The sequence below is a fragment of the Porphyrobacter sp. YT40 genome, assembly GCF_006542605.1.
Lineage (GTDB): Bacteria > Pseudomonadota > Alphaproteobacteria > Sphingomonadales > Sphingomonadaceae > Erythrobacter.
The window spans coordinates 3494884-3514171 of sequence record NZ_CP041222.1 but is presented as its reverse complement, the minus strand read 5'-3'; the positions used below and the strand labels follow the sequence as shown (position 1 = coordinate 3514171).

The window sequence follows — 19288 nt, the reverse complement described above, 5'->3', positions numbered from 1 at the left end:
GCGCTGTCAGACAGCGTCCGACAGCGAGGTGAAGGTGAAGTCCCGCAGCTTCATCGCCGGAACCATCATGCTGCCATCCTCGACCCGGACCGAACGGCCCAGTTCCTCGATGTTGTTAAGCATGATCACCGGGCTTTCATTGAAACGGAAGTTCTTGATCGGGTATTTGAGCTGCCCGTTCTCGATATAAAAGGTGCCGTCACGGGTCAGGCCGGTGAGCAGCACGGTCTGCGGGTCGACCATGCGGATGTACCAAGTGCGCGTCACCAGAATGCCGCGATCGGTGCCCGCGATCAGTTCCGAGGTCGACTTGGTGCCGCCCTCCATGATCGTGTTGCCCCAACCGGCGGTTTCTGGCTTGCCCTGCTTGTTCGCCCAGTAACGGCTGTATTGCAGGTTGGCGACCTTGCCCGCGTCGATGATCATCGCCCGCTCGCGCGGCAACCCGTCGTCGTCCCACGGCATCGCGGGAACGGTGGGGTGGGCGGGATCGGTGTAGATCATCACCCGGGGGTCCATGATCTGTTCGCCGAGCTTGTTGCCGCCGCCCTGCTTGGACAGGAAGCTGCGGCCTTCATCCGCCGAGCGCGCATCGAAGAAGTTCATCATGAAGCTGATGAGGCCCGAAGCCGCCGCCGGTTCGAGGATGACGGTGTACTTGCCCGGCTCCAAAGCCTGCGCCTCGACCGAGGCGGCGGCCTTGCGCATCGCGATCTGCACGTCGTCGCCGGCGTCGAGATCGCTCACGTCCTGCACATTGCTCGCCACCCAGCCCGATCCACGCCCGTCTTCGGTGCGCACGGTGCAGGTGTAATCGGCGACGGTCGATTGCTGGTAGCCGAAATTGCCGTTGGAATTGGCGTGCGCAAAGAAGCTCGCGCCATCTTCGAGAAAGCCGGCTGCAATCAGCCCGCGTTCGCGGCAGGGCAGGATCGAGGCTTCGGCGATCATCGCCCGCGCCTCGGCTGTCAGCGCGGCGGTGGCGGCGCTGTAGGTGTTGGTCGCGGTGTAGGCTTGCCTGGCGACGGCGGGCATGAATTCCGGGTTTTCCGGGGCCAGCCGCGCCAGATCCTCGGCCCGGCGCACCACGCGTTCTAGCGAGGCGTCGTCGAACTGGTTGATGGTGGCCGATCCCACGCGCTTGCCGAAGGCGACCTGCACGCCAAGCGTGGTGCTGTCGACGATCCCCGAGGTCGAGATGTCGTTGCGGGCAAAGCGGACATTGCCGCTGATCCCGCCGCCGATCTGCGCGCTGATTTCGTCGGCGGTCGAAAAGGCGATCACCTTGTCGAGAATGGCCTTGGCCTGCGCTTCTGTCAGAATGCTCATGTCTGTCTCTCCTCGCGCGCAGCTCAGCCCAGCGACCGGGCGGTGTTGATGACGTTGATCCCGTCGAAACGGGTGGTGGAGGAGCCGTGGCTCACCGCCGAAATCTGGCTCGGTTGGCCCTTGCCGTCGAAGAAGGAGCCGAACATGCGATAGTCGCTCTCGTCGCAGATCGCGGAGCACGCGCCCCAGAATTCGGGTGTGCGCATCTGGTAGGCGACATCCTCGATCATGGGGCCGAGCTTGCCGTTCTTGATCTCGTAGAAGACCGTGCCGCCGAACTGGGCGTTGTAGCGCTGCTGATCGATCGAGAAGCTGCCGCGCCCGGCGATGTAGATGCCGTTGTCGACACCTGCGATCATGTCTTCGGGGCTCATCTTGGTCTTGCCGGGGGCGAGGCTGACATTGGCCATGCGCTGGAACTGCACGGAGGACCAGCTGTCGGCATAGCAGCACCCGTCGGACTCGGTCTTGCCGACGATATGGGCCTGATCGCGGATCGTCTGGTAATCGACCAGCACGCCGTCCTTGATGAGATCCCAGCGCTTGGTCTTCACGCCCTCGTCATCGTAACCGACCGCGCCGAGGCTGCCGACCTGGGTCTTGTCGGCGAACAGGTTGACGATGTCGCTGCCGTATTTGAAGCCCTCGTCGCGCTTGTCCATCGTGGCGAAGCTGGTGCCGGCGTAATTCGCCTCGTAGCCCAGCACGCGGTCAAGCTCGAGCGGGTGGCCGACGCTTTCGTGGATCGTCAGGCCCAGATGATTGGGGTCGAGCACGAGGTCGTACTTGCCCGGCTTGACCGAAGGCGCCTTCAGCTTGGCCTGCGCCTCGTTCGCGGCGGCGATCGCGTCCTCCTTCATGTCGTAGGACATGCCGTAGGTGGTGAGGCCGTTCGACAGCACGAACTTGTCCTCGCTGCGCCCGTCCATGTATTCCCAGCCCAGTCCCATCGGGGCAGACAGCCCCTCGCGCGAGCGGAACTTGCCGGTGGTGGTGTCGACCGCGGTAACCGTGATCGGGGCCCAGATGCGGTGGACGTCCTGATCGATGTAGGAGCCATCGGTCGAGGCGAAATACTTCTGCTCGTTGACGAGGAACAGCAGCGAATTGACGAAGCTCGCCCCGGCGTTCAGCGCCGAATCGTTCACGTCCATCAGCAGCGCGACCTTGTCGGCGATGGGCACGTCCATCGCGTTTTTCTTGATCGGGGTGCGCCAGCTGACCTCGCCCACGCCCGGAGTGGGGGCAAGCTGGACGGCGCTGGTCTGGATGCGGGCATTGGCCTTGGCGATGGCGGTCGCCTGCCGGGCGGCGGCGGCAACCGCGTCCTCGGTCATCACGTCGGTCGCGGCAAAGCCCCATGCCCCGTCGGCGATCACGCGCACGCCGGTGCCGGTGCTTTCGGTGTTGACGATGTTCTCGACATTGCGTTCGCGGGTGATGACGAACTGACGCAGATAGCGGCCCACGCGCACATCGCAGTAACTCGCCCCCGCGCTCGTCGCTGCGGCCAGCGCGGCATCGGCGAGGCTTTTCTTGACGGCGATGTCGATCCGGTCCTGCAATTGCTCGGCCGCAATCGCCTTGCCAAAAATCGAGGGCGATAGCGCTGCGCCCGTAAAGAAGGTGCTGAGCGCCAAAAAGTCGCGTCTGTCCACGTGAATTCTCCCCGACCGGGCCAGCCTCGTCCTCCGGGTGGTCCGAAGGCGGCGGCAGCCATTGCATTGTGGCGGGGGAATGATGGCCGATGGAGCCGAGGCAGGTCAAAGGCTTTGACCCGGCCCGAGGTGATTTCCATGCGACCTGTGACATAGCCCCGCGTGTCCCTGTCCTAACCACCGGAAGGCAGGCTGTGGGGGCAGCACACGACGAAACGCATGATGTTATCGACGAACAGGTCACCACCGTGCGGCGCAGGGCGAGTGTGTTCGCAGCCGATCCCCGTGGCATGGTGCTTGCCGGTTCGAACGCGACCGCGCCACCACTGGCCTCGGTGATGTCTACCTGCGGCGGACGTTGGCGTTGTCCCGCGCAAGGCGATATAGGTCGATGCATCGCCAGCGGCGTGGCCGCGCTGTCGCAGGGCGGAGCGGCGTTAGTGGCCTTGAGCTATCCGACGTAGCTCTCGAACCATCACTCCAAGGATCGGAGCCGCGCGTGACGACCATCGAAACCGACTATCTCGTCATCGGCGCTGGCGCGGTGGGCATGGCCTTTGCCGACACGCTGGTGACCGAGAGCGATGCCCACATTACCATCATCGACCGGCAGTCGCGGCCCGGCGGGCACTGGAACGACGCCTATGGCTTCGTCGCGCTGCACCAGCCTTCGGCCTTCTACGGGGTGAACTCGCTGCCGCTGGGCACCGATCGCAAGGACACCCACGGCGTCAACGCGGGGCTCTACGAACTCGCCTCGGGCGCGGAGGTGAGCGGCTATTACGACCGGGTGATGCGCCAGAGCCTGCTGGCTTCGGGCCGCGTGACCTATCTGCCGATGACGGCGTGGCGCGACGATGGCCGGGCGGTATCGCTGATGTCGGGCGCACAGACGGCGATCACGGTGCGCCGCAAGACGGTCGACACCACCCACAACAGCCCGGTCATTCCCGCCAATCACACGCCGCGCTTCGCGGTGGAGGAGGGCGTCAGGATGGTGCCCCCCGGTGTGCTTCCCCGGCTGTGGCTCGAAAGCGAGCGGCCTGCGCGCTTCGTGGTGCTCGGCGCGGGCAAGACCGCGATGGACGCGATCGGCTGGCTGCTCGCGATGGGCACGCCGGCGGACGCGATCCAGTGGATCAAGCCGCGCGACAGCTGGCTGATCGACCGTTCCGGCACGCAGCCGGGGGAGGAATTCTTCGACGAAGTCTTCGGCCGCCAGCTGGCGCAGATGCGGGCCTTTGCGCAAGGAACCTCGCCCGAAGATATCTTTGCCCGGCTCGAAGCGGCAGGGGTGGTGCTGCGGATCGATCCCGAGGTGATGCCGACCATGTTCCACTACGCCACGATTTCGCATGGCGAAGTCGCCGAGCTGCGGCGCGTGACTAATGTGGTGCGCAAGGGCCGCGTCACCGCGATCACGCCCGAGGCGATCATGCTGGAGCAGGGCAGCGAACCGGCGGTGCCAGGCGCGCTTTACATCGATTGCACCGCCTCGGCGGTCGAGCCGCGCGCTGCGGTGCCGATCTTTCAGGGCGACCGGATCGTGCCCCAGCTGGTGCGCGTGCCGCAGCCGTGCTTTTCGGCGGCGCTGATCGCCTTTGTCGAGGCGCATTACCCCGATGACGATGCCGCGAAGAACATCCTCTGCCGCACGGTTCCCTTCCCGCACGATCTCAGGAGCTATCTCACCACCAACATCGTCAACATCATGAACCAGGGCGGGTGGTTCGGCGACGAGCGGCTGGGCGCGTGGATCCGCCGCAGCCGGCTCGACGGGTTCGGCAAGATCGCAGCCGGTATCGACCGCAACGATGCGGCGCGGGTGGCGGTCTTGCAGGAGCTGCGCGCGACCGGGCCGCAGGCGGTCGCCAACCTGATGCGGCTGGCGGCGCAGGGCTAGCCCTCGCAGTCGCCGGTGCGTTCGCTGGTGAGGCTCATTTCCATCTTCGCCTTGCCGCCGGGCAGCTTGTCGTCGGTGACGTCGCCCGCCAGCGTCATGGTGACCTTGTCGGGCGCGTAGGTGCCGGTCATCGCCATCTCCGGCGCGCCGAAGCCGCCGCCTGCGCCCTTGCAGACCATCGTGCCCGACATGGTGCCGCCGCCCTGCTTGAAATCCTGCATCGTGCATTCGCCTTGCTGCATCGAGTTCGACATTTCGCGCACGCCGAGCTTGGCCTGTGCGGCATCCATGCAGGCCTCGGTGGTCTGGCTCTGGCCGAGCATCGCCTTGGCGCGTGCGGCGACTTCGGGCGGGGCACCGGGGATGTCGAACTTGGTCATCGCCATGGTGCTCTTCCAGTTGCCCGGATTGAGCTCGCCATCGGCCTGCCCGCAGGCGGCGAGGACGGCGACCAGTGGCAGCGTAGCAATCATGCGTTTCATATCGATTCCTCGTGAATTGGCGGACTGTCAGTCGAGACAGCCGCAGGGGATGTAGCCGGGGGTGAAGTTCACGGAGAGGCCGCCGGGCGCGTAGGTGCCGCCGCCGGCATATTTCTCGGTCACGGTGTGGCGGTGCGCGGCGCAGTATTTGGCCCCGCGCGACATGATCGTGACATCGGTGGCGCGCTCGATCGGCACGCTGGTGAGCTCGTTCACGGTGATTTTCCATTCGGCGCCCACGGCGACCGCCTTGACCGGGGTGAGATCGGCCCAGTCCCAGAAGCGCTTGGCTTCGCTGAGCGCGCGCGCCTCTGTCGCCGCCGTGCCCGCCCCGCCGCGCCCCGCGCCGCAGACAGCGGTGTTGCCAGCCTTGAAAATCCCCGCCGGGACCCGCAGCGTGAAACTGCCTTTGGCCACCGGCCCTGCGACCAGCTTGGTCTGCGCCTCGGTGTTGGTCTGGGGGATCACCTCCATCGTGATCTGGTGCGTGCCGGGAGGCAGCACGCCCGCCGCCGTTGCGCGCGAGAGCAATTCGAGGAAGGCGTCGGTTCCCGGTGTCAGCTGCGCATTGCCGGGATTGACGAACTGCCCGCGCCAGGTGGTCCAGGTCTCGTGATCCCTGCGATTGCCCCACGGGAAGATGCCGGTGTCGAAGGTCTGCCCGCCGACGGTGAAGCGCGCGATGTAATGCACGCCGTCGGCATAGACCTCGCGCGCGCCCATCCCGTTCGCCGCCGCGATGGCGTTGACTGCCGAGGTCTCGGTGAAGACGCGGAAGAACATCGGCTCGCCCAACGTGAAGTCGCTGACGATGTCGGCTTCGGTGATCGCGCCGATGCCGAGATCGCGGCGGGTGAAGACGATCTGGCTCTGGTGCGCGGCGTGGACCGGATTGTGCACACCCTGATCGGGCAGCATCCCGCTGCTGGCCGCGGCCGCTGCCGGTTTGGGCTGTGCAGTTGCGGGAATCGGGCGGCGGGTGGACTGTTCGCGCTGGGCACCGGGCAGCTTGCTGCGTGCCTCCTCGAACCGCTTGAACGGATCCTGCGCGGAAAGCTGCGCCCCGGCCAGCGCGGTGCCGCCGAGCGCGGCAAGCATGAGAAGTTGGCGTCGCATCATGTCCCTCCCGTGATTGACGAGCGCTCTCTGCCTCCGCCCGTCGGCGCCCGCCATCCCCCCATCTGACGGGGATGAGTCCGGGCGCCCGCGCGGCGATAGTGGCAGCCGAGAGTGGACAAGGCCGCGAGGCGGAGGCACCACGAGCATCACCATGGCGCATGTCACCCAGCACCCGGCCCCAGAGGCACCGCCGCCCCCGGCGCGCGTCATCATCGTCGAGGATGACGACCGTCTGCGCGCCTATGCCAAGGGCGCGCTGGCCGAGGCGGGCGATATCGAGGTTGTGGGCGATGCGGCCTCGCTTGCCGAAGGCCTGCCGCTGGTCGATCTGATGCCCGATCTGGCATTGCTCGATCTCGGCCTGCCCGATGGCAACGGAATCACGCTGATCGAGGCGATCCGCGCGCGTGTGCCGCCTTGCCGGGTGCTGGTCTTCACCGTGTTCGAAGATCGCGCCAGCGTGCTCGGCACGCTCAAGGCCGGGGCCGATGGCTATATCCTCAAGGATACCCGCGCGGACATGGTGCTGGCCCATGTGCGCGCGACGCTGGCGGGGGAGACCCCCATCAGCGCGCGCGCGGCCAGCCATCTGCTGAGCCTGGTGCGCGACGAGCCGGTCGCCGAAACCACCGAGCCGGACGCGCCGCACCTCTCCCCGCGCGAACGCGAGCTGCTTGAATATCTCGCGCGCGGCCTTTCCCGCAAGGAAGCGGCACGGGTGATGAACTTGTCGCCCTACACGGTCGCCGAATATGTGCAGGGCATCTATCGCAAGCTGCACGTCAGATCGCGCGGCGAGGCGGTGTTCGAGGCGATCCAGGCGAAGCTCATCCGCATCGACCGGGAGTAAGGTCTGCGGGGGCACCCCCCTCCTCTGTGGGGATAGGAAGAAACGCCCCTTGGGCCGATTGCGACATGGAAATCAGCACCCTGGAGGGGAGTTTCCATGTCCGTTACCCGTCGCAGCAATACCAGTCGCCACCTCGCCCACGCCACCCTGATGGCGTCCGCCTCGTTCCTGTCGCTGACCTTCGCCACCGAGGCGCAGGCGCAGTGCGTGGCCAATCCCGCGCAACCGGCGAGCGGCGTCACGATCGACGGCACGGTGGTAACCTGCACCGGCACGGTGACGGGCCAGACTGTCGGCGCGACGGCCAATCAGACGACTGTCGAGGTCACCGCCGGCACGACCATCAACGGCGGGTCATTCATCGCTGCGATCGGTAACCAGAACTCGGTGCAGATCCTTACCGGCGCGACCTTCGATGCATCGACCATCTACACTTTGGGGACGGGCAACACCGTGTTCCTCGGCGGCACCGTGACCGCGTCCGGCATCACGGTCGACGGCGACCAGTCGGGGCTGACTGTCGGCCTGAACGGAAATGTCTCGGTCAATCCCGGCGCGATCAGCGTCTTTTCCAGTGCCAGCAGTTTCAACGATATCAGCATCGCCGGCACGCTGGCGGGCAGCACCAGCAATGGTGCCTATCTGCTGAATGGCAGCAACGGCAGCCAGCGCGTCAATGTGGCGGGCACGATCGACGTGCAGTCCGACGGGCTCGCCATCAATCTGGGGAATGGCGATGATCGCCTCACCCTAACCTCGACGGCCAATGTCACCGGCGGAACTGGAAACAACATCCTGTTCGAAGGCGGGGCAGGCGCCGATCTGCTGCGCATCGAGGGCACCGGAATTTCGAACTACAACAGCACCGGATTCGAGCGGCTGGAGATCGATGCCGGGGCCAGCGGGTTCCGGGCGCTCAACGGGAGCCATGCCGACCTGACCGAGATCGAGATTTTCTCTGGCACTGTCCAGGTCCGTTCGGCATCGTCGCTGGGTATCCCGACGAGCGATGTGACGGTGGCATCGGGCGCGGCTCTCGTGTTCGGCGGCATTTCGGCCCAGACCTACAACCAGAACTTCCGGGGAGCGGGTCTGGTGGTGGTGGCCGCGCCCAATGTGGTGACGACCTTCGGCGGCAATTCGGGAGCCTTTACCGGGACCTTCCAGATCGGCCAGTCCGGCTCCGCGCTGTTCACGTCGGGCAATGTCGTCGGATCGGGCAGCATCGTCAATGACGGCACGCTCCGGATCGGCGACTTCACGCTTGGCAATGCGATCAGCGGCGCTGGCCGCGTGATAAAGGACGGGCCGGGCAATGGCTACCTGACCGGGGTCAACACTTTCAGCGGCGGGTTGGCGATCGAAGGCGGCGGCTGGCTTGAAGTCTACACCGTCGCCTCGCTCGGAACGGGCGACATCACATCGAGCACGCAGGGCAACTTCCTCGCAGTAACCATCGCCAGCGACGAGGTGCTGGCTAACAATCTGAGCGGCAGCTTTGCGTTGGTGAAGGGCGGCGCGGGCGTGCTCGATCTGACCGGCACCAACAGCTACACCGGCGGCACGCTGATCGCCGCGGGCGGCCTGCGGGTCGATGATCTGGCGCGGCTCGGCACCGGTCAGGTGATCGCCAATGCGGGCGGCAATCTGATCCTGAACTACAATGGCGCGAGCCAATTGCTCCAGACAACGCCCTTCCTGACCGGCGCGGGCGGGTTCATCAAGGAAGGCAGCGGCGATGTCGTGATCAATGTCGCCAATACCTTCACCGGCGGCACTACGACCCGAAGCGGGACGGTCGGGCTCAACGACGGGCTCGGCCTCGGCACCGGGGCGATCCAGGTGGATAGCGGCGCGACGCTCGGGATCGGCGGAGTGACGCTGTCGAACGACGTTTCGGGCAGCGGCAGTATCGTCAAGACTGCGAGCAATCAGGCCAACCTGCTGGGCGACAACAGCGGCTTTACCGGCCTGATCGACATTCAGGGTGGCGCGATCGTGATCGAGGACGGGCGCTCGGCCGGCTCGGGCAGCGTCAATATCGGCACCGGAACGGCGCTCCAAATCGCCAGCACCGTGGGCGATACCACCATCACCGCCGCCCTCGGCGGCGGGGGCAATCTGGAAAAGATCGGCACAGATCGCCTGACGCTGACCGGCACCAACAGTCTCACCGGCAATGTCTTTATCGACAACGGCACGCTGCAGATCGAAGGCAGCCAGAACATCGGCATCGCGACCATCAACCTCGCCAATGCCGGGGCGAGGCTCGACCTTTCGACCGGCGGGTTCACCACCCTGTCGAACACCGTGATCGGCAATGGCGGGATCGTGAAGACCGGCGCGGGCACGGTGTTCATCACCGGGGCCAACACCTATGCGGGCGGAACCGACATCCAGCAGGGCGCGATCCGGGTGACGGACGTCGGCGTGCTCGGCACCGGCGCGATTACGGTGCAGGCGGGCGCGGCGCTCGACCTGTCGATCGCGGGCGCGCAGACCTTGAGCCAGAACGTCACCGGCGCGGGGCTGCTGCGCAAGTCGGACACGGGCGATCTCACCCTGCTGAGCAACGGGCTTGCGGGCGGGGTCGACATTGTCGGCGGGCGGGTGATCGTCAGCACTGCCGCGGCACTGGGCGGCGGGCCGGTGACCACCGCCGCCGACACGCAGCTGGTGTTCGACACAGCCAGCACCGAGACGATGGCCAATCTCGTCAGCGGGGCGGGCGGCCTGACCAAGGATGGGGCGGGCGTGCTCGTGATCCAGAACGCCAACACCTACACCGGGGGCACGATCGTCAATGCCGGACGGCTGGGCCTCAACAACGGGCAGGGGCTGGGCACCGGCGATGTGCTGGTGCTGCAGGGCGCGCAGCTGAGCATCGGGGGCGTCTCGGTCGCCAACAACATCGGCGGGGCGGGGCAGGTAGTGAAGACCGCCAGCAACGCCGGGTTCCTGACCGGCATCAACACCTATAGCGGCGGCACCGATATCCAGCAGGGCCAGCTGGTCGTGGCGAGCCCCGCATCGCTCGGCACCGGCGCGGTGCAGATCGCGAGCGGCGCGGCGCTGGTGGTCGACCACGGCGGGGCGAACGCGGTCACGCTCGGCAACGTGCTGACAGGCGGCGGATCGCTGATCAAGGACGGCAACGGCGCGCTGGTGGTGCTGGGCACGGGCAACAATTACGTCGGCGGCACCGCGATCAACGGCGGCCGCGTGGTGGTCGGCAATGCAGGCGCGCTGGGCAGCGGCAATGTTGCGATCGGTGGCGGCGCGGCGGTGGAGATCGGCGCGATCACCTTCGCCAACAACGTTTCGGGCGCGGGCCGCATCGTCAAGACCGGCAGCGGCGCGGGGGCGCTGACCGGCACCAACACCCATTCCGGCGGGGTGGAGATTCAGGGTGGAAGCCTTGCCGTCAGCGGCAACGGCGCGCTCGGGAGCGGCGGGGTGAGCATCGCTGCGGGCGCAAACCTCGCCTACACCAACACGGGCGCGGCGACCTTCGCGAACGGCCTGTCGGGCGCGGGCAGCTTTACCAAACTGGGTGCGGGGCAGCTGACCTTCGCCAGCAACTTCACGATCGGCGCGCTCAACCTCGATGCCGGGCGCACGCGGATCAACACCGTCGCGACCACCAATGCCACCGTCGCCAGCGGGGCGACGCTGGACGGCACCGGCCGGATCATCGGCAACCTCGTCAACAGCGGCACGGTCGCGCCGGGCAATTCGATCGGCACGCTGACGGTGCAGGGCAATTACACCCACAGTGCCGGATCGGTGCTCGAGATCGAGTTCGACGCGAACGGCAATATCGACCTGCTCGATGTCACCGGCAATGCGGTGCTGAACGGCGGGACGCTTCGCTTCGTGGGCGTTGGCGGGGCCGAGGGGCAGGGCGGCACCTTCCTGCGCACCGGGGGCAGCCTGACCGGCACCTTCGCGACGGTCGAGACCGTCGGCGCGCAACTGCCGCTGGCGGTGTTTTACCAGCCCAACGCGGCGCTGATGGCGCCCTCGGTGCTGACCGCGCGACCCTCCACCTTCAACGCGCAGACGCTGGCGGCGGCGGACACGGCATTGGGCTTCATCGATTCGATCGGGCTGATCGATGTCCGCCATGGCCGCGGCAACCGCCTGTGGATGAGCGGCTTCGGTGCCTGGGGCAGCCGCAGCGCATCGGGCACGACGCTCGCCTATGATCACGAAACGCGCGGGATCAGCGGCGGGGTCAATTTCGATGTCGGCAGCAATATCACCCTCGGCGGCGCGCTGGGCTGGGCCAAGGGCGACATCGAACTCGGCAGCAATGGCGGGGGCGGGGAACAGACCCATACGCTGGGCAGCCTCACCATGCGCTACGAGACCGGCAGCGGCTTCGCACTCGGGGCGGGCGCGGTGTTCGGCGGGGTCGATCAGACCACCTTGCGCAATGTCAGCTTCAACGGCTTTGCCGGCAGCGTCGACGGGGAGACCGACAGCAGCATCCTCGCCTTCTTTGCCGAGGCGGGCGTGCCGCTCGGCGCGGCAGACGGCTGGACCTTCGCTCTCAACGCACGCGGCAGCATCGTGCGGCAGGAGCAGGATGCCTATACCGAAAGCGGCGTCAGCCCGTTGCGCCTGCAGCTCGATGAACTCGCAACCGAGACCCTCGAAGGCCAAGCACGCCTGACCGCGATCAAGCGGCTGTGGGACGGCAATATCAGCGCGGAGGAAAGCGCCGCCGGGCTCGACCTGCGGCTCGACTTCGGCACCCGCTATCTCGCGCTGAGCGGCGATCGCGCCATCCCGGTGGTGTTCGCGGTGAGCGATGCCGGCGTGGTGCTGCAGGGCGACACCCGCGACACGGTGCAGGGCATCGGCGGCATCGCGCTCGAATACACCACCCGCAGCGGGGCGACCTTCAGCCTCGGCTACCGCGGCGAGATCGGCAAGACCGATCGCCACGCGGTCCATGCGGGGGTCAGCATTGCCTTCTGACGCGAGCCCCCCTCGCGCGGAAGCCGGGGCCAGACCTTGACACGAACCGGCTCCGGAAGAGCGAGGCGGATGGAACCTGCGACTCTCCCATCCGTCTCGCTCACCTGCGCAGCGCTTATCGCCACGATCCTCGCCCCGGCCCCCGCACAGGGACAAGGCCCTGAGCCTGCCGTCATGCCGCGCTATCTGCGCGAGATCGACCGGGCCGTGAACGCAGGCGACTGGACACTGCAATGCGACAGCGGGGCCGATTGCGAGATCATCGGCGTGGTGACCCCGCCGCGCGATCATGTCGGCGTGCGGACGGTGGTAATGATCGGCCGCAAGCACCCGCGCGGCGCGCCGCTGAGCATGCGGCTGGCGTTTCTCGATTCCACCGGCGCGCTGGCGGTGCACGAGCCCGAGGGTCGCTGGCGACTGATTCCGCGCGGGCGATTGCGGGGGCGAGCGGCGGTGCCGCTGGGTCTCGGCCCGCGCGAAGCGGATGGTGCCTTTCGCGCCTCGCCCGAAGCCGCCGCTGCGATCATCGCCGCCGTGCAGACCTGGCCGGGAGCCGCGATCGACAATGGCGAACGCGTGATCGCCCGGATGCCGCGCGGCAATCTCGGCAGGCTGCTGGCCCGTATGGAGCGGCTCCAGCATCCCGGTAAGGACCCCCTCACGCCCGCAGAGCGGGCGCAGTGGTTGCGGGAATATCACCAGGTCACACTGCGCGGTCAGGCCGAAGAGGCACCCGACATGGCCCCCGATGCGGTCGAGAATGCCTGCTCTGGCCGCGCGCTGCCAAACCGGCCGTTTCTTTTTCGCATCGGCCCGCAGCACCGAATGTGGATCGCCGAGTGCCCGGAAGGCAACCGGATATTCCTCCAGCCCGACAATGCGGAGCCGGTCCTGTTCGAGCTCAGCGACAATGCCGGGGCCGTGCGGCAGCACGACTATGCCGGCTTCGACGGCGATTCGCTGCTGGTGCTTCAGCTGCCGGACAAAGAGCGGATCGATTGCGGGCACTGGGTCAAGTTCGGCTGGACCGGCAGCGCCTTCGCGATGATCCTTCACCGCCGTTACAAGCGCTGCCGGATGGTGCCGTATGACTACTGGCCGCGCGTCTGGTCGCCCTCCAGCTGGCGCTATGCCGGGCAAACCCCCTCGGATGGGGGGAGTGGCTCCGTGCCGGGCGAGGGTCTACACGAACCCTGATGTCGGCGCGACCAGAGGGGGGACTGCGGTGGACACTTTGCGGCCTCTGACGGGTTTGGCTTTCGGATGGGTCGCCGCGTTCGTCGCGATGGTGCAGTCCGGAATGCTTGGCGCCGAGGGTTCGCCGCCGGGCCAGTGGATCGCGCCCGAAGTCAGCGAGTTCTCGGAGTGGTCGGTCGCCTGCGACAATGCCCGCGAATGCACCGCGCTCAGCGTGTCGCGCGATTACCTGGTGCGCGTGTGGCAGACCGATCCGGGGGACTATGCCACGCCGAAGCTGTGGGTGACGCGCCGCGCCGGGCCGGACGCGCGCGCCCGCGTGATTGTCGACACCACCGTCTGGGGCGAGGCGGGCGCGGGGGAGCCGCCAGCGAGCCTGCACGTCTACACCCCGTGTGACGGTGACTGCACCGGGCGGGCCTATCGCCTGCTGCCGCTGCAGCCGGGGCGCTACGAGCTCGCCCCCGCCGACGTCGCGGGTTTTCTGGCCGAAAGCGTGCAAACCGACCGCGCGGCGACCCGCTTCGCCGACGGACGGATGCACGGGATCATCACCACCGCCGGGATGACCGCCAGCCTGCGCTTCATCGACGAAGTGCAGCAGCGGCGCGGGACCGTGACTGCGTTCTTCGCCAAAGGGCCACGCCCAGCGCGCAGCGTGCCGCCCGCGCCGCCCTTGCCGCGGGTTGCCGTGGTCCGAGGCGAGACGACCGCGCTGGAGACGCCGATCGCTTTCGCACCCGGCATCCTTGCGGCGCGCGCGCAACTGTGCCCGGAAGCGCCGATCACCGGCCGCGATCCGCTGCAGGTGCGCTACCGGCTCGACAGCGGACAATTCCTGCTGGGAGTCGGCTGTTCGCCGGAAGGCCAGCCACCGCGCCGCCTGTGGCTGATCGAGACGCCGGGGCACGGCTTCGCGCCTTTCGCGCTTCCGCGCCCCGAACAGGGTCGCCTCGCCGAAGTGCCGATCCTGCCGAACAGCAGCTTCGATCCGGCCAGCGGTCTGCTCACTGCCTTTTCCGGCGAGCACTGCGGCTGGCGGCGGCGCTGGGCGTGGACCGGACGGGCCTTCGCCATGGTCGATGCTGTGGAAATGCCGAGTTGCTACGGCATACCGCAGAGCCAGTGGTTGCAGACATACCGGGCCATTCCCGGATAGGACAGCAGGGTGCGCCGCGCGCCGGGGTGGTCAAGGACCGGCGCGTGGGCGGAGCGAATGGGGGGAAGGGCATGAGCTTCTGGCAAGACCGGGCGAAGGCCGGACTGGTGCTGCTGGTGGTGCTGGCGGCCTTCTGGGGAGCGCTCTACTGGGGGGAAAGCGCGGTGCGCCCGGCGGGCATGGCACCCCCGCCCACGCTCGAATACGTCGCGGCGGACGCAGCCGGCAACGCCGTCCCCGGCGCGAGGCCCGAACAGGCCGCCTTTGCCGCCAACCCGATCTACCGCGCGCCGGTGGGCGAAAGCGGCCCGCGCGTGGTGTTCCTGATCCCCTTCGATCCGCCCAGAGGACAGGACGATCTGGCCTTCTTCATCGGCGCCACACCCGGTCTGCAGGAAATCAAGCTCAACGGCACGGTGATCCAGCCCAACATCCCGCTCGATACCCTGCGCGGTGCGGCGGACGGTGCGGCGCTCTATTTCCCGATCCCGCCTGCCTTGCTGCGGGATGAGGGCAACCGCATCGAGGTGCTGATCGAAACGCAGAGCACGGTGCTGGCGCTGGCGCCGTTCCATATCGGCCCGGCGGTCGAGGCCGCGCGGGCGGCGGGGGCGGTCGATCTGATCACCAGCATCGTGCCGATCATCGCAATCTCGGTGCTCGCCTTCGCCACGCTCCTGTGCTTCGTGACCAACTGGCCCGCCGAAGACCGTGACCGGATCCGCAGCCTGATGCAATTGATGGCGGTGTGGGCGCTGCGGACCTATTTCATCTCCTTCCAGACGCCCTTCGAGGTGCCGTTTCTCGTGACGGCCTTTCTCTATTATCTGCTCGATTTCTCGGTGATCATTGCCTTTGCCCGCCACCTGCTTGCGGGCGAGGCCGGGACGGGGCGCTGGCAAGGCTGGCTCGGCTGGCTGTGGCTGGCGCTGCTGATCTATCTGGCCGGGGTGACGGCAGCGGGCTTTGCGTTTGGCCCGGCGGTCATGCCGTGGTTCGAAGCGCTGGCGACGGGCAATGCCGTCATGCTGCTGGCGCTCGCACTGGCAGGGTTGGCGGCACTGGCATGGGGCACGGCGGTGCGGCGCGATGGGCGCTGGCTGGAACGGGTGACGCTGATGTTCTGCCTGCTCGCCCTTTCGGTGGATGCAGCGGACAATGTCTTCGATCTTGCCCTTCCTTTTGCCGAGCATCTGGCGCTGACCTTCTATTCGGCCGCCCCCGCCGGACTGTTGCTCGGCCTCGGGGTGGTGGCCTCGATCGCGCGCGAAGCCAGCGAAGCGCGGCGCACCGTGGTGCAGTCGAACGCCATTCTCGCCGCTCAGCTTGTCGAGCAGAACGCCAAGCTCGAAGCCAGCTACGAAGCGCAAAAGCAGTTGCTCCGGCGCGAGGTCATGCTGGTCGAGCGCCAGCGGATCGTGCGCGACATGCATGACGGGATCGGCGGGCAACTGCTCGGACTGATGATGCAGGTGCGCGGCGGCGGGGCGAGCCCGGTCGAGGTCGAAGAAGGCCTGCAGGCCAGCATCGCCGACCTGCGGCTGATCGTCGATTCGATGGATTCGGCCGAAGAGGGCCTTGCAGAGACGCTGCGGTCCTTCGAACACCGCGTACGCCCGCAAGTCGAGGCGGCCGGCATGGCGCTCGATTTCATCGCCGAGGTGGACGAGGGGATCGATCTCGGCCCGCGTCCGACCTTGCAGGTGCTGCGAATCCTTCAGGAGGCGGTGACCAATGCGATGCGCCATTCCGGCGCGCGGCGGATCGCGGTGGAAAGCAGCGCGCCTGCGGGCGGCCCGATCCGCATCGCCATCCGCGACGACGGCAGCGGTCTTCCCGAGGGCTATCGCCGCGGTCGCGGGCTGACGAGCATGGAAACCCGCGCCGCGCAATTGCGTGCGGACTTCACCCTTGCCAGCGGGCCCGAAGGCACGCGCCTGATGCTCGAAGTGCCGCTCGCCGGAGCCGATCCCTCCGCCTGAGGGGATTGGCTGCAGGGGCGCGGCGGCACAAACCTCTCGCAAGGAACGGGAGGGGAAAGATCATGCGCCGTGCGGGTCTGACGATTGCGCTTTTTGCGGCGGTGGCGATAGTTGCCACGCCTGCTGTCGCCCAGCGTACCCCGCGCGACGGGCGGGACAGGGCGCCGGCCTCGTCCGAGGCTGACAGTCCCGATCCGGTCAAACGCACCTGGGATTTCGCCAAGCGCTTCGGCATTGCGCACTTCGATCCCCGTGACTGCGCCAGCGATCCCGAACGGCTCGCAGCGGAGCTGGATGCATACAACGCCCGCGTCGACCGCTTCCTTGCCGGGCCGTCCGATCCCAAGAAGCTCGGTCTGGAACGGCGCAGTTATGTCAAGCAGGTGCTCGGCACGACGCGCGACATTGCCACCTTGCGCGAGACCTTCGCGGCCACCGGGCTACGAAGCCCCGACAGCGACGTGCCACCGGTGGATCGGGACATCTGCCGGGCCGAGGCCCAGCGGCATCAATTGCAGGCGATCGCAGCCGGATTGCGGGCGATGGCGCGGGTCTATCCCGACATGGCCGAAATCGGTCCGCCACTCGCCGAGGCCGAGGCGGTGCTTGCGCAGATGGGCGATACCGGGGCGCTCCGGCGCCAAGTGCTCGCCAACCGCGCGGCGGCGCTGGCCGAGGTGCGGATGAAGCCGCCGCTCGCCCGCAACCCCGCGTGGGAGCAGGGCCTGCGCGATGGCTTTGCAAGGCTGGTGCCGGGGGAAACGATCCTGCGGCTCCACCTCTACAGCGCGGACTGGTATGTTCACCGCAACGAATTCACCGGCGTGCCGGAATATCGCCAGGTCGGCGCGTGGGTCGCTACCCGGCGGGAGGATGGCAGCTGCTGGATCACCGGGATCGACCTGTGGCAATCCTTCACCGGCGGCAGCTTCGACGCGGGCGAATACAGGCTCGGCCAGGCCCCGCGCCCAATATTGTGCGAGAACCTGCCGCGCTGATTGCGCGTTGCGCCGTGGCATGTGCTCGGGCCTGTTCGGGCCTTCGATTTGTGCCTATGAGGGCCGCATTCGGCCAGCGTTCAGCCAGCGGGCCGTCAAATGCTGACCCCGCGAGTCCCGTGTCCGAACCGCCCGCCGCCCCCAACGCCCCGCTTGCGGAGGCCTTTCTCGCCCAGCGCGACCGGCTGCTGCGCTTTCTGCGTGCGCGTGGAGCAGGGGAGGCAGCGGAGGATCTGCTGCACGAACTGTGGCTGCGGCTGTCGGGCGCGGCCGATGCCGAGGCGGCGGCGGGTATCGGCTACATGATGCGCGCCGCCGATCGGTTGATGATCGACCGCTACCGGGCCGAACGGCAGGCGCGCCTGCGCGACAAGGCCTGGGCCGAGGTGCAGCCGGGCCTCGCCGACAACATCGCCCCCGCGCCCGGCCCCGAGCGCGCAATCGCCGCGCGTCAGCAGGTCGCCGCGATCGAGGCGGCGCTCGCCGAGATTGGCCCGCGCGCCGCCGCCATTGTCCGCCGCCACCGTGTCGACGGCATTGCGCAGCGCGACATCGCCGCCGAATTCGGCGTCAGCCTCAGCACGGTCGAAAGCGATCTGCGGCGCGCCTATGCGCGTATCCTCGAGGCGCGGAGGGCGTTCGATGAGGTTTGAGGCGTGCGACTCCGTCTTGCAGTCAGGAGATTGTTCGAAATGACACCTGACCAGACCGCGATCCGCGACGCAGCGCTTGCCTGGGCAATCCGGACGGGCGAGCCCGACTTTGCCGATTGGGACGGCTTCACCGCCTGGCTCGAGGCCGACCCCGCGCACGCCCGCGCCTATGACGCGGTGCAGGCCACGCTGGATGAGGCGGCGGCGCTGGTTCCCGAAGCCGAAGCCGCGCCCGTGCCGAGCGCGGCCAACGACAATCCACCCGGCTGGCTCGAAGGGAACCGCGCATGGCTGGGCGGTGCCATCGCGGCGGTGCTGGTGCTGGCGACCACCTTCCTGCTTGGTCTCTGGCCGCAGGGCGAGACGCTCTACACCACCGCGCCGGGGGAGACGCGGCTGATCGCGCTGGGCGATGGCAGCACGGTCGACCTCGGCGGCGGGAGTCGCCTCGCGGTGGAAGGGATGCGCGCGGCGCGGCTCGAAGCGGGACAGGCTCTGTTCACCATTCGCCACGATGCGGCAAACCCCTTCGTGCTCGATGCGGGCGGCACGCGGCTGGTCGATGCCGGGACGGTGTTCGACGTGCGGCTGTCCGGCCCGGCGCTCGATGTGGCGGTGGCCGAGGGCGCGGTGATCATCGATCCCGAAGCGCAGGCCGTGAGGGTCGATGCGGGCGAGAGGGCCGTAGGCGGTGCCGGGGGGCGCTTCGATGTCGCTCCGGTCGACATTGCCGCCGTCGGCGAATGGCGGCGCGGGCGCATCAGCTTTGCCGACGCCAGTCTTGCCGAGATCGCCGCCGAACTCACCCGCGCCACCGGCATAGCCTTCACCAGCGATGACAGGGCAACCCGGCTGTCGGGCAGCATCGCGCTCGATAGCCTGCGCGCCGATCCGCGCGCGCTGGAGCCGCTTCTTGGCGTGCGGGTGCAGCCGCAGGATGGTGGCGATGGCTGGGTGATCACGGCCCGGTAA

General features: G+C 67.7%; 13 protein-coding genes. 9 read left to right on the top strand and 4 right to left on the bottom strand.

What is annotated here, in order from left to right; all coding sequences use genetic code 11:
- Positions 1 to 6: 6 nt before the first annotated feature.
- Positions 7 to 1329: a TldD/PmbA family protein gene (locus E2E27_RS16380; protein WP_141460957.1), complete on the bottom strand. Its 1323-nt coding sequence runs from the start codon at positions 1327 to 1329 to the stop codon at positions 7 to 9.
- 23 nt (positions 1330 to 1352) lie between these two features.
- A complete protein-coding gene (locus E2E27_RS16375) occupies positions 1353 to 2987 on the bottom strand; it encodes a TldD/PmbA family protein (protein ID WP_141460954.1) in 1635 nt (544 codons plus the stop codon).
- A 499-nt stretch (positions 2988 to 3486) separates the two neighbouring features.
- Here E2E27_RS16375 and E2E27_RS16370 point away from each other — a divergent pair, with 499 nt between their 5' ends.
- On the top strand, positions 3487 to 4890 hold the full coding sequence (locus E2E27_RS16370) for an NAD(P)-binding protein (protein ID WP_181443483.1): 1404 nt from the start codon (positions 3487 to 3489) through the stop codon (positions 4888 to 4890).
- Here the strand turns inward: E2E27_RS16370 and E2E27_RS16365 are convergent.
- Complete coding sequence (locus tag E2E27_RS16365; protein ID WP_141460950.1) at positions 4887 to 5372, bottom strand: DUF3617 domain-containing protein; 486 nt, start codon at positions 5370 to 5372, stop codon at positions 4887 to 4889. The two genes, E2E27_RS16370 and E2E27_RS16365, sit on opposite strands and share 4 nt — an antisense overlap.
- Before the next feature lie 27 nt (positions 5373 to 5399).
- Positions 5400 to 6491, bottom strand: coding sequence for a hypothetical protein (locus E2E27_RS16360; protein ID WP_181443482.1), 1092 nt, complete (start codon positions 6489 to 6491; stop codon positions 5400 to 5402).
- 151 nt (positions 6492 to 6642) lie between these two features.
- Here E2E27_RS16360 and E2E27_RS16355 point away from each other — a divergent pair, with 151 nt between their 5' ends.
- From E2E27_RS16355 to E2E27_RS16320, 8 genes are all read left to right on the top strand, one after another.
- A complete protein-coding gene (locus E2E27_RS16355) occupies positions 6643 to 7341 on the top strand; it encodes a response regulator (protein WP_141460946.1) in 699 nt (232 codons plus the stop codon).
- A 96-nt stretch (positions 7342 to 7437) separates the two neighbouring features.
- A complete protein-coding gene (locus E2E27_RS16350) occupies positions 7438 to 12327 on the top strand; it encodes an autotransporter-associated beta strand repeat-containing protein (RefSeq protein WP_141460944.1) in 4890 nt (1629 codons plus the stop codon).
- Positions 12328 to 12396: 69 nt separating this feature from the next.
- Positions 12397 to 13524 carry a DUF1176 domain-containing protein gene (locus E2E27_RS16345; RefSeq protein WP_141460942.1) on the top strand — a complete coding sequence of 376 codons (1128 nt, stop codon included), beginning with the start codon at positions 12397 to 12399 and terminating at the stop codon, positions 13522 to 13524.
- Positions 13525 to 13579: 55 nt separating this feature from the next.
- A complete protein-coding gene (locus E2E27_RS16340; protein WP_181443481.1) occupies positions 13580 to 14683 on the top strand; it encodes a DUF1176 domain-containing protein in 1104 nt (367 codons plus the stop codon).
- Between the two features lie 71 nt (positions 14684 to 14754).
- Positions 14755 to 16665: a sensor histidine kinase gene (locus tag E2E27_RS16335; protein WP_141460938.1), complete on the top strand. Its 1911-nt coding sequence runs from the start codon at positions 14755 to 14757 to the stop codon at positions 16663 to 16665.
- Positions 16666 to 16727: 62 nt separating this feature from the next.
- Positions 16728 to 17663: a hypothetical protein gene (locus E2E27_RS16330; protein WP_141460936.1), complete on the top strand. Its 936-nt coding sequence runs from the start codon at positions 16728 to 16730 to the stop codon at positions 17661 to 17663.
- A 119-nt stretch (positions 17664 to 17782) separates the two neighbouring features.
- The gene (locus E2E27_RS16325; RefSeq protein WP_234036099.1) at positions 17783 to 18316 is read left to right on the top strand and encodes an RNA polymerase sigma factor; all 534 of its coding nucleotides are present in this window, start codon (positions 17783 to 17785) and stop codon (positions 18314 to 18316) included.
- 39 nt (positions 18317 to 18355) lie between these two features.
- Positions 18356 to 19288 carry a FecR family protein gene (locus E2E27_RS16320; protein WP_141460932.1) on the top strand — a complete coding sequence of 311 codons (933 nt, stop codon included), beginning with the start codon at positions 18356 to 18358 and terminating at the stop codon, positions 19286 to 19288.

Excerpts from the sequence above, each read along its gene's own strand:
- E2E27_RS16380 (WP_141460957.1), bottom strand. The coding sequence starts at position 1,329 with ATGAGCATTCTGACAGAAGCGCAGGCCAAGGCCATTCTCGACAAGGTG.
- E2E27_RS16365 (WP_141460950.1), bottom strand. The coding sequence starts at position 5,372 with ATGAAACGCATGATTGCTACGCTGCCACTGGTCGCCGTCCTCGCCGCC.
- E2E27_RS16360 (WP_181443482.1), bottom strand. The coding sequence starts at position 6,491 with ATGATGCGACGCCAACTTCTCATGCTTGCCGCGCTCGGCGGCACCGCG.
- E2E27_RS16355 (WP_141460946.1), top strand. The coding sequence starts at position 6,643 with ATGGCGCATGTCACCCAGCACCCGGCCCCAGAGGCACCGCCGCCCCCG.
- E2E27_RS16350 (WP_141460944.1), top strand. The coding sequence starts at position 7,438 with ATGTCCGTTACCCGTCGCAGCAATACCAGTCGCCACCTCGCCCACGCC.
- E2E27_RS16345 (WP_141460942.1), top strand. The coding sequence starts at position 12,397 with ATGGAACCTGCGACTCTCCCATCCGTCTCGCTCACCTGCGCAGCGCTT.
- E2E27_RS16335 (WP_141460938.1), top strand. The coding sequence starts at position 14,755 with ATGAGCTTCTGGCAAGACCGGGCGAAGGCCGGACTGGTGCTGCTGGTG.
- E2E27_RS16330 (WP_141460936.1), top strand. The coding sequence starts at position 16,728 with ATGCGCCGTGCGGGTCTGACGATTGCGCTTTTTGCGGCGGTGGCGATA.
- E2E27_RS16320 (WP_141460932.1), top strand. The coding sequence starts at position 18,356 with ATGACACCTGACCAGACCGCGATCCGCGACGCAGCGCTTGCCTGGGCA.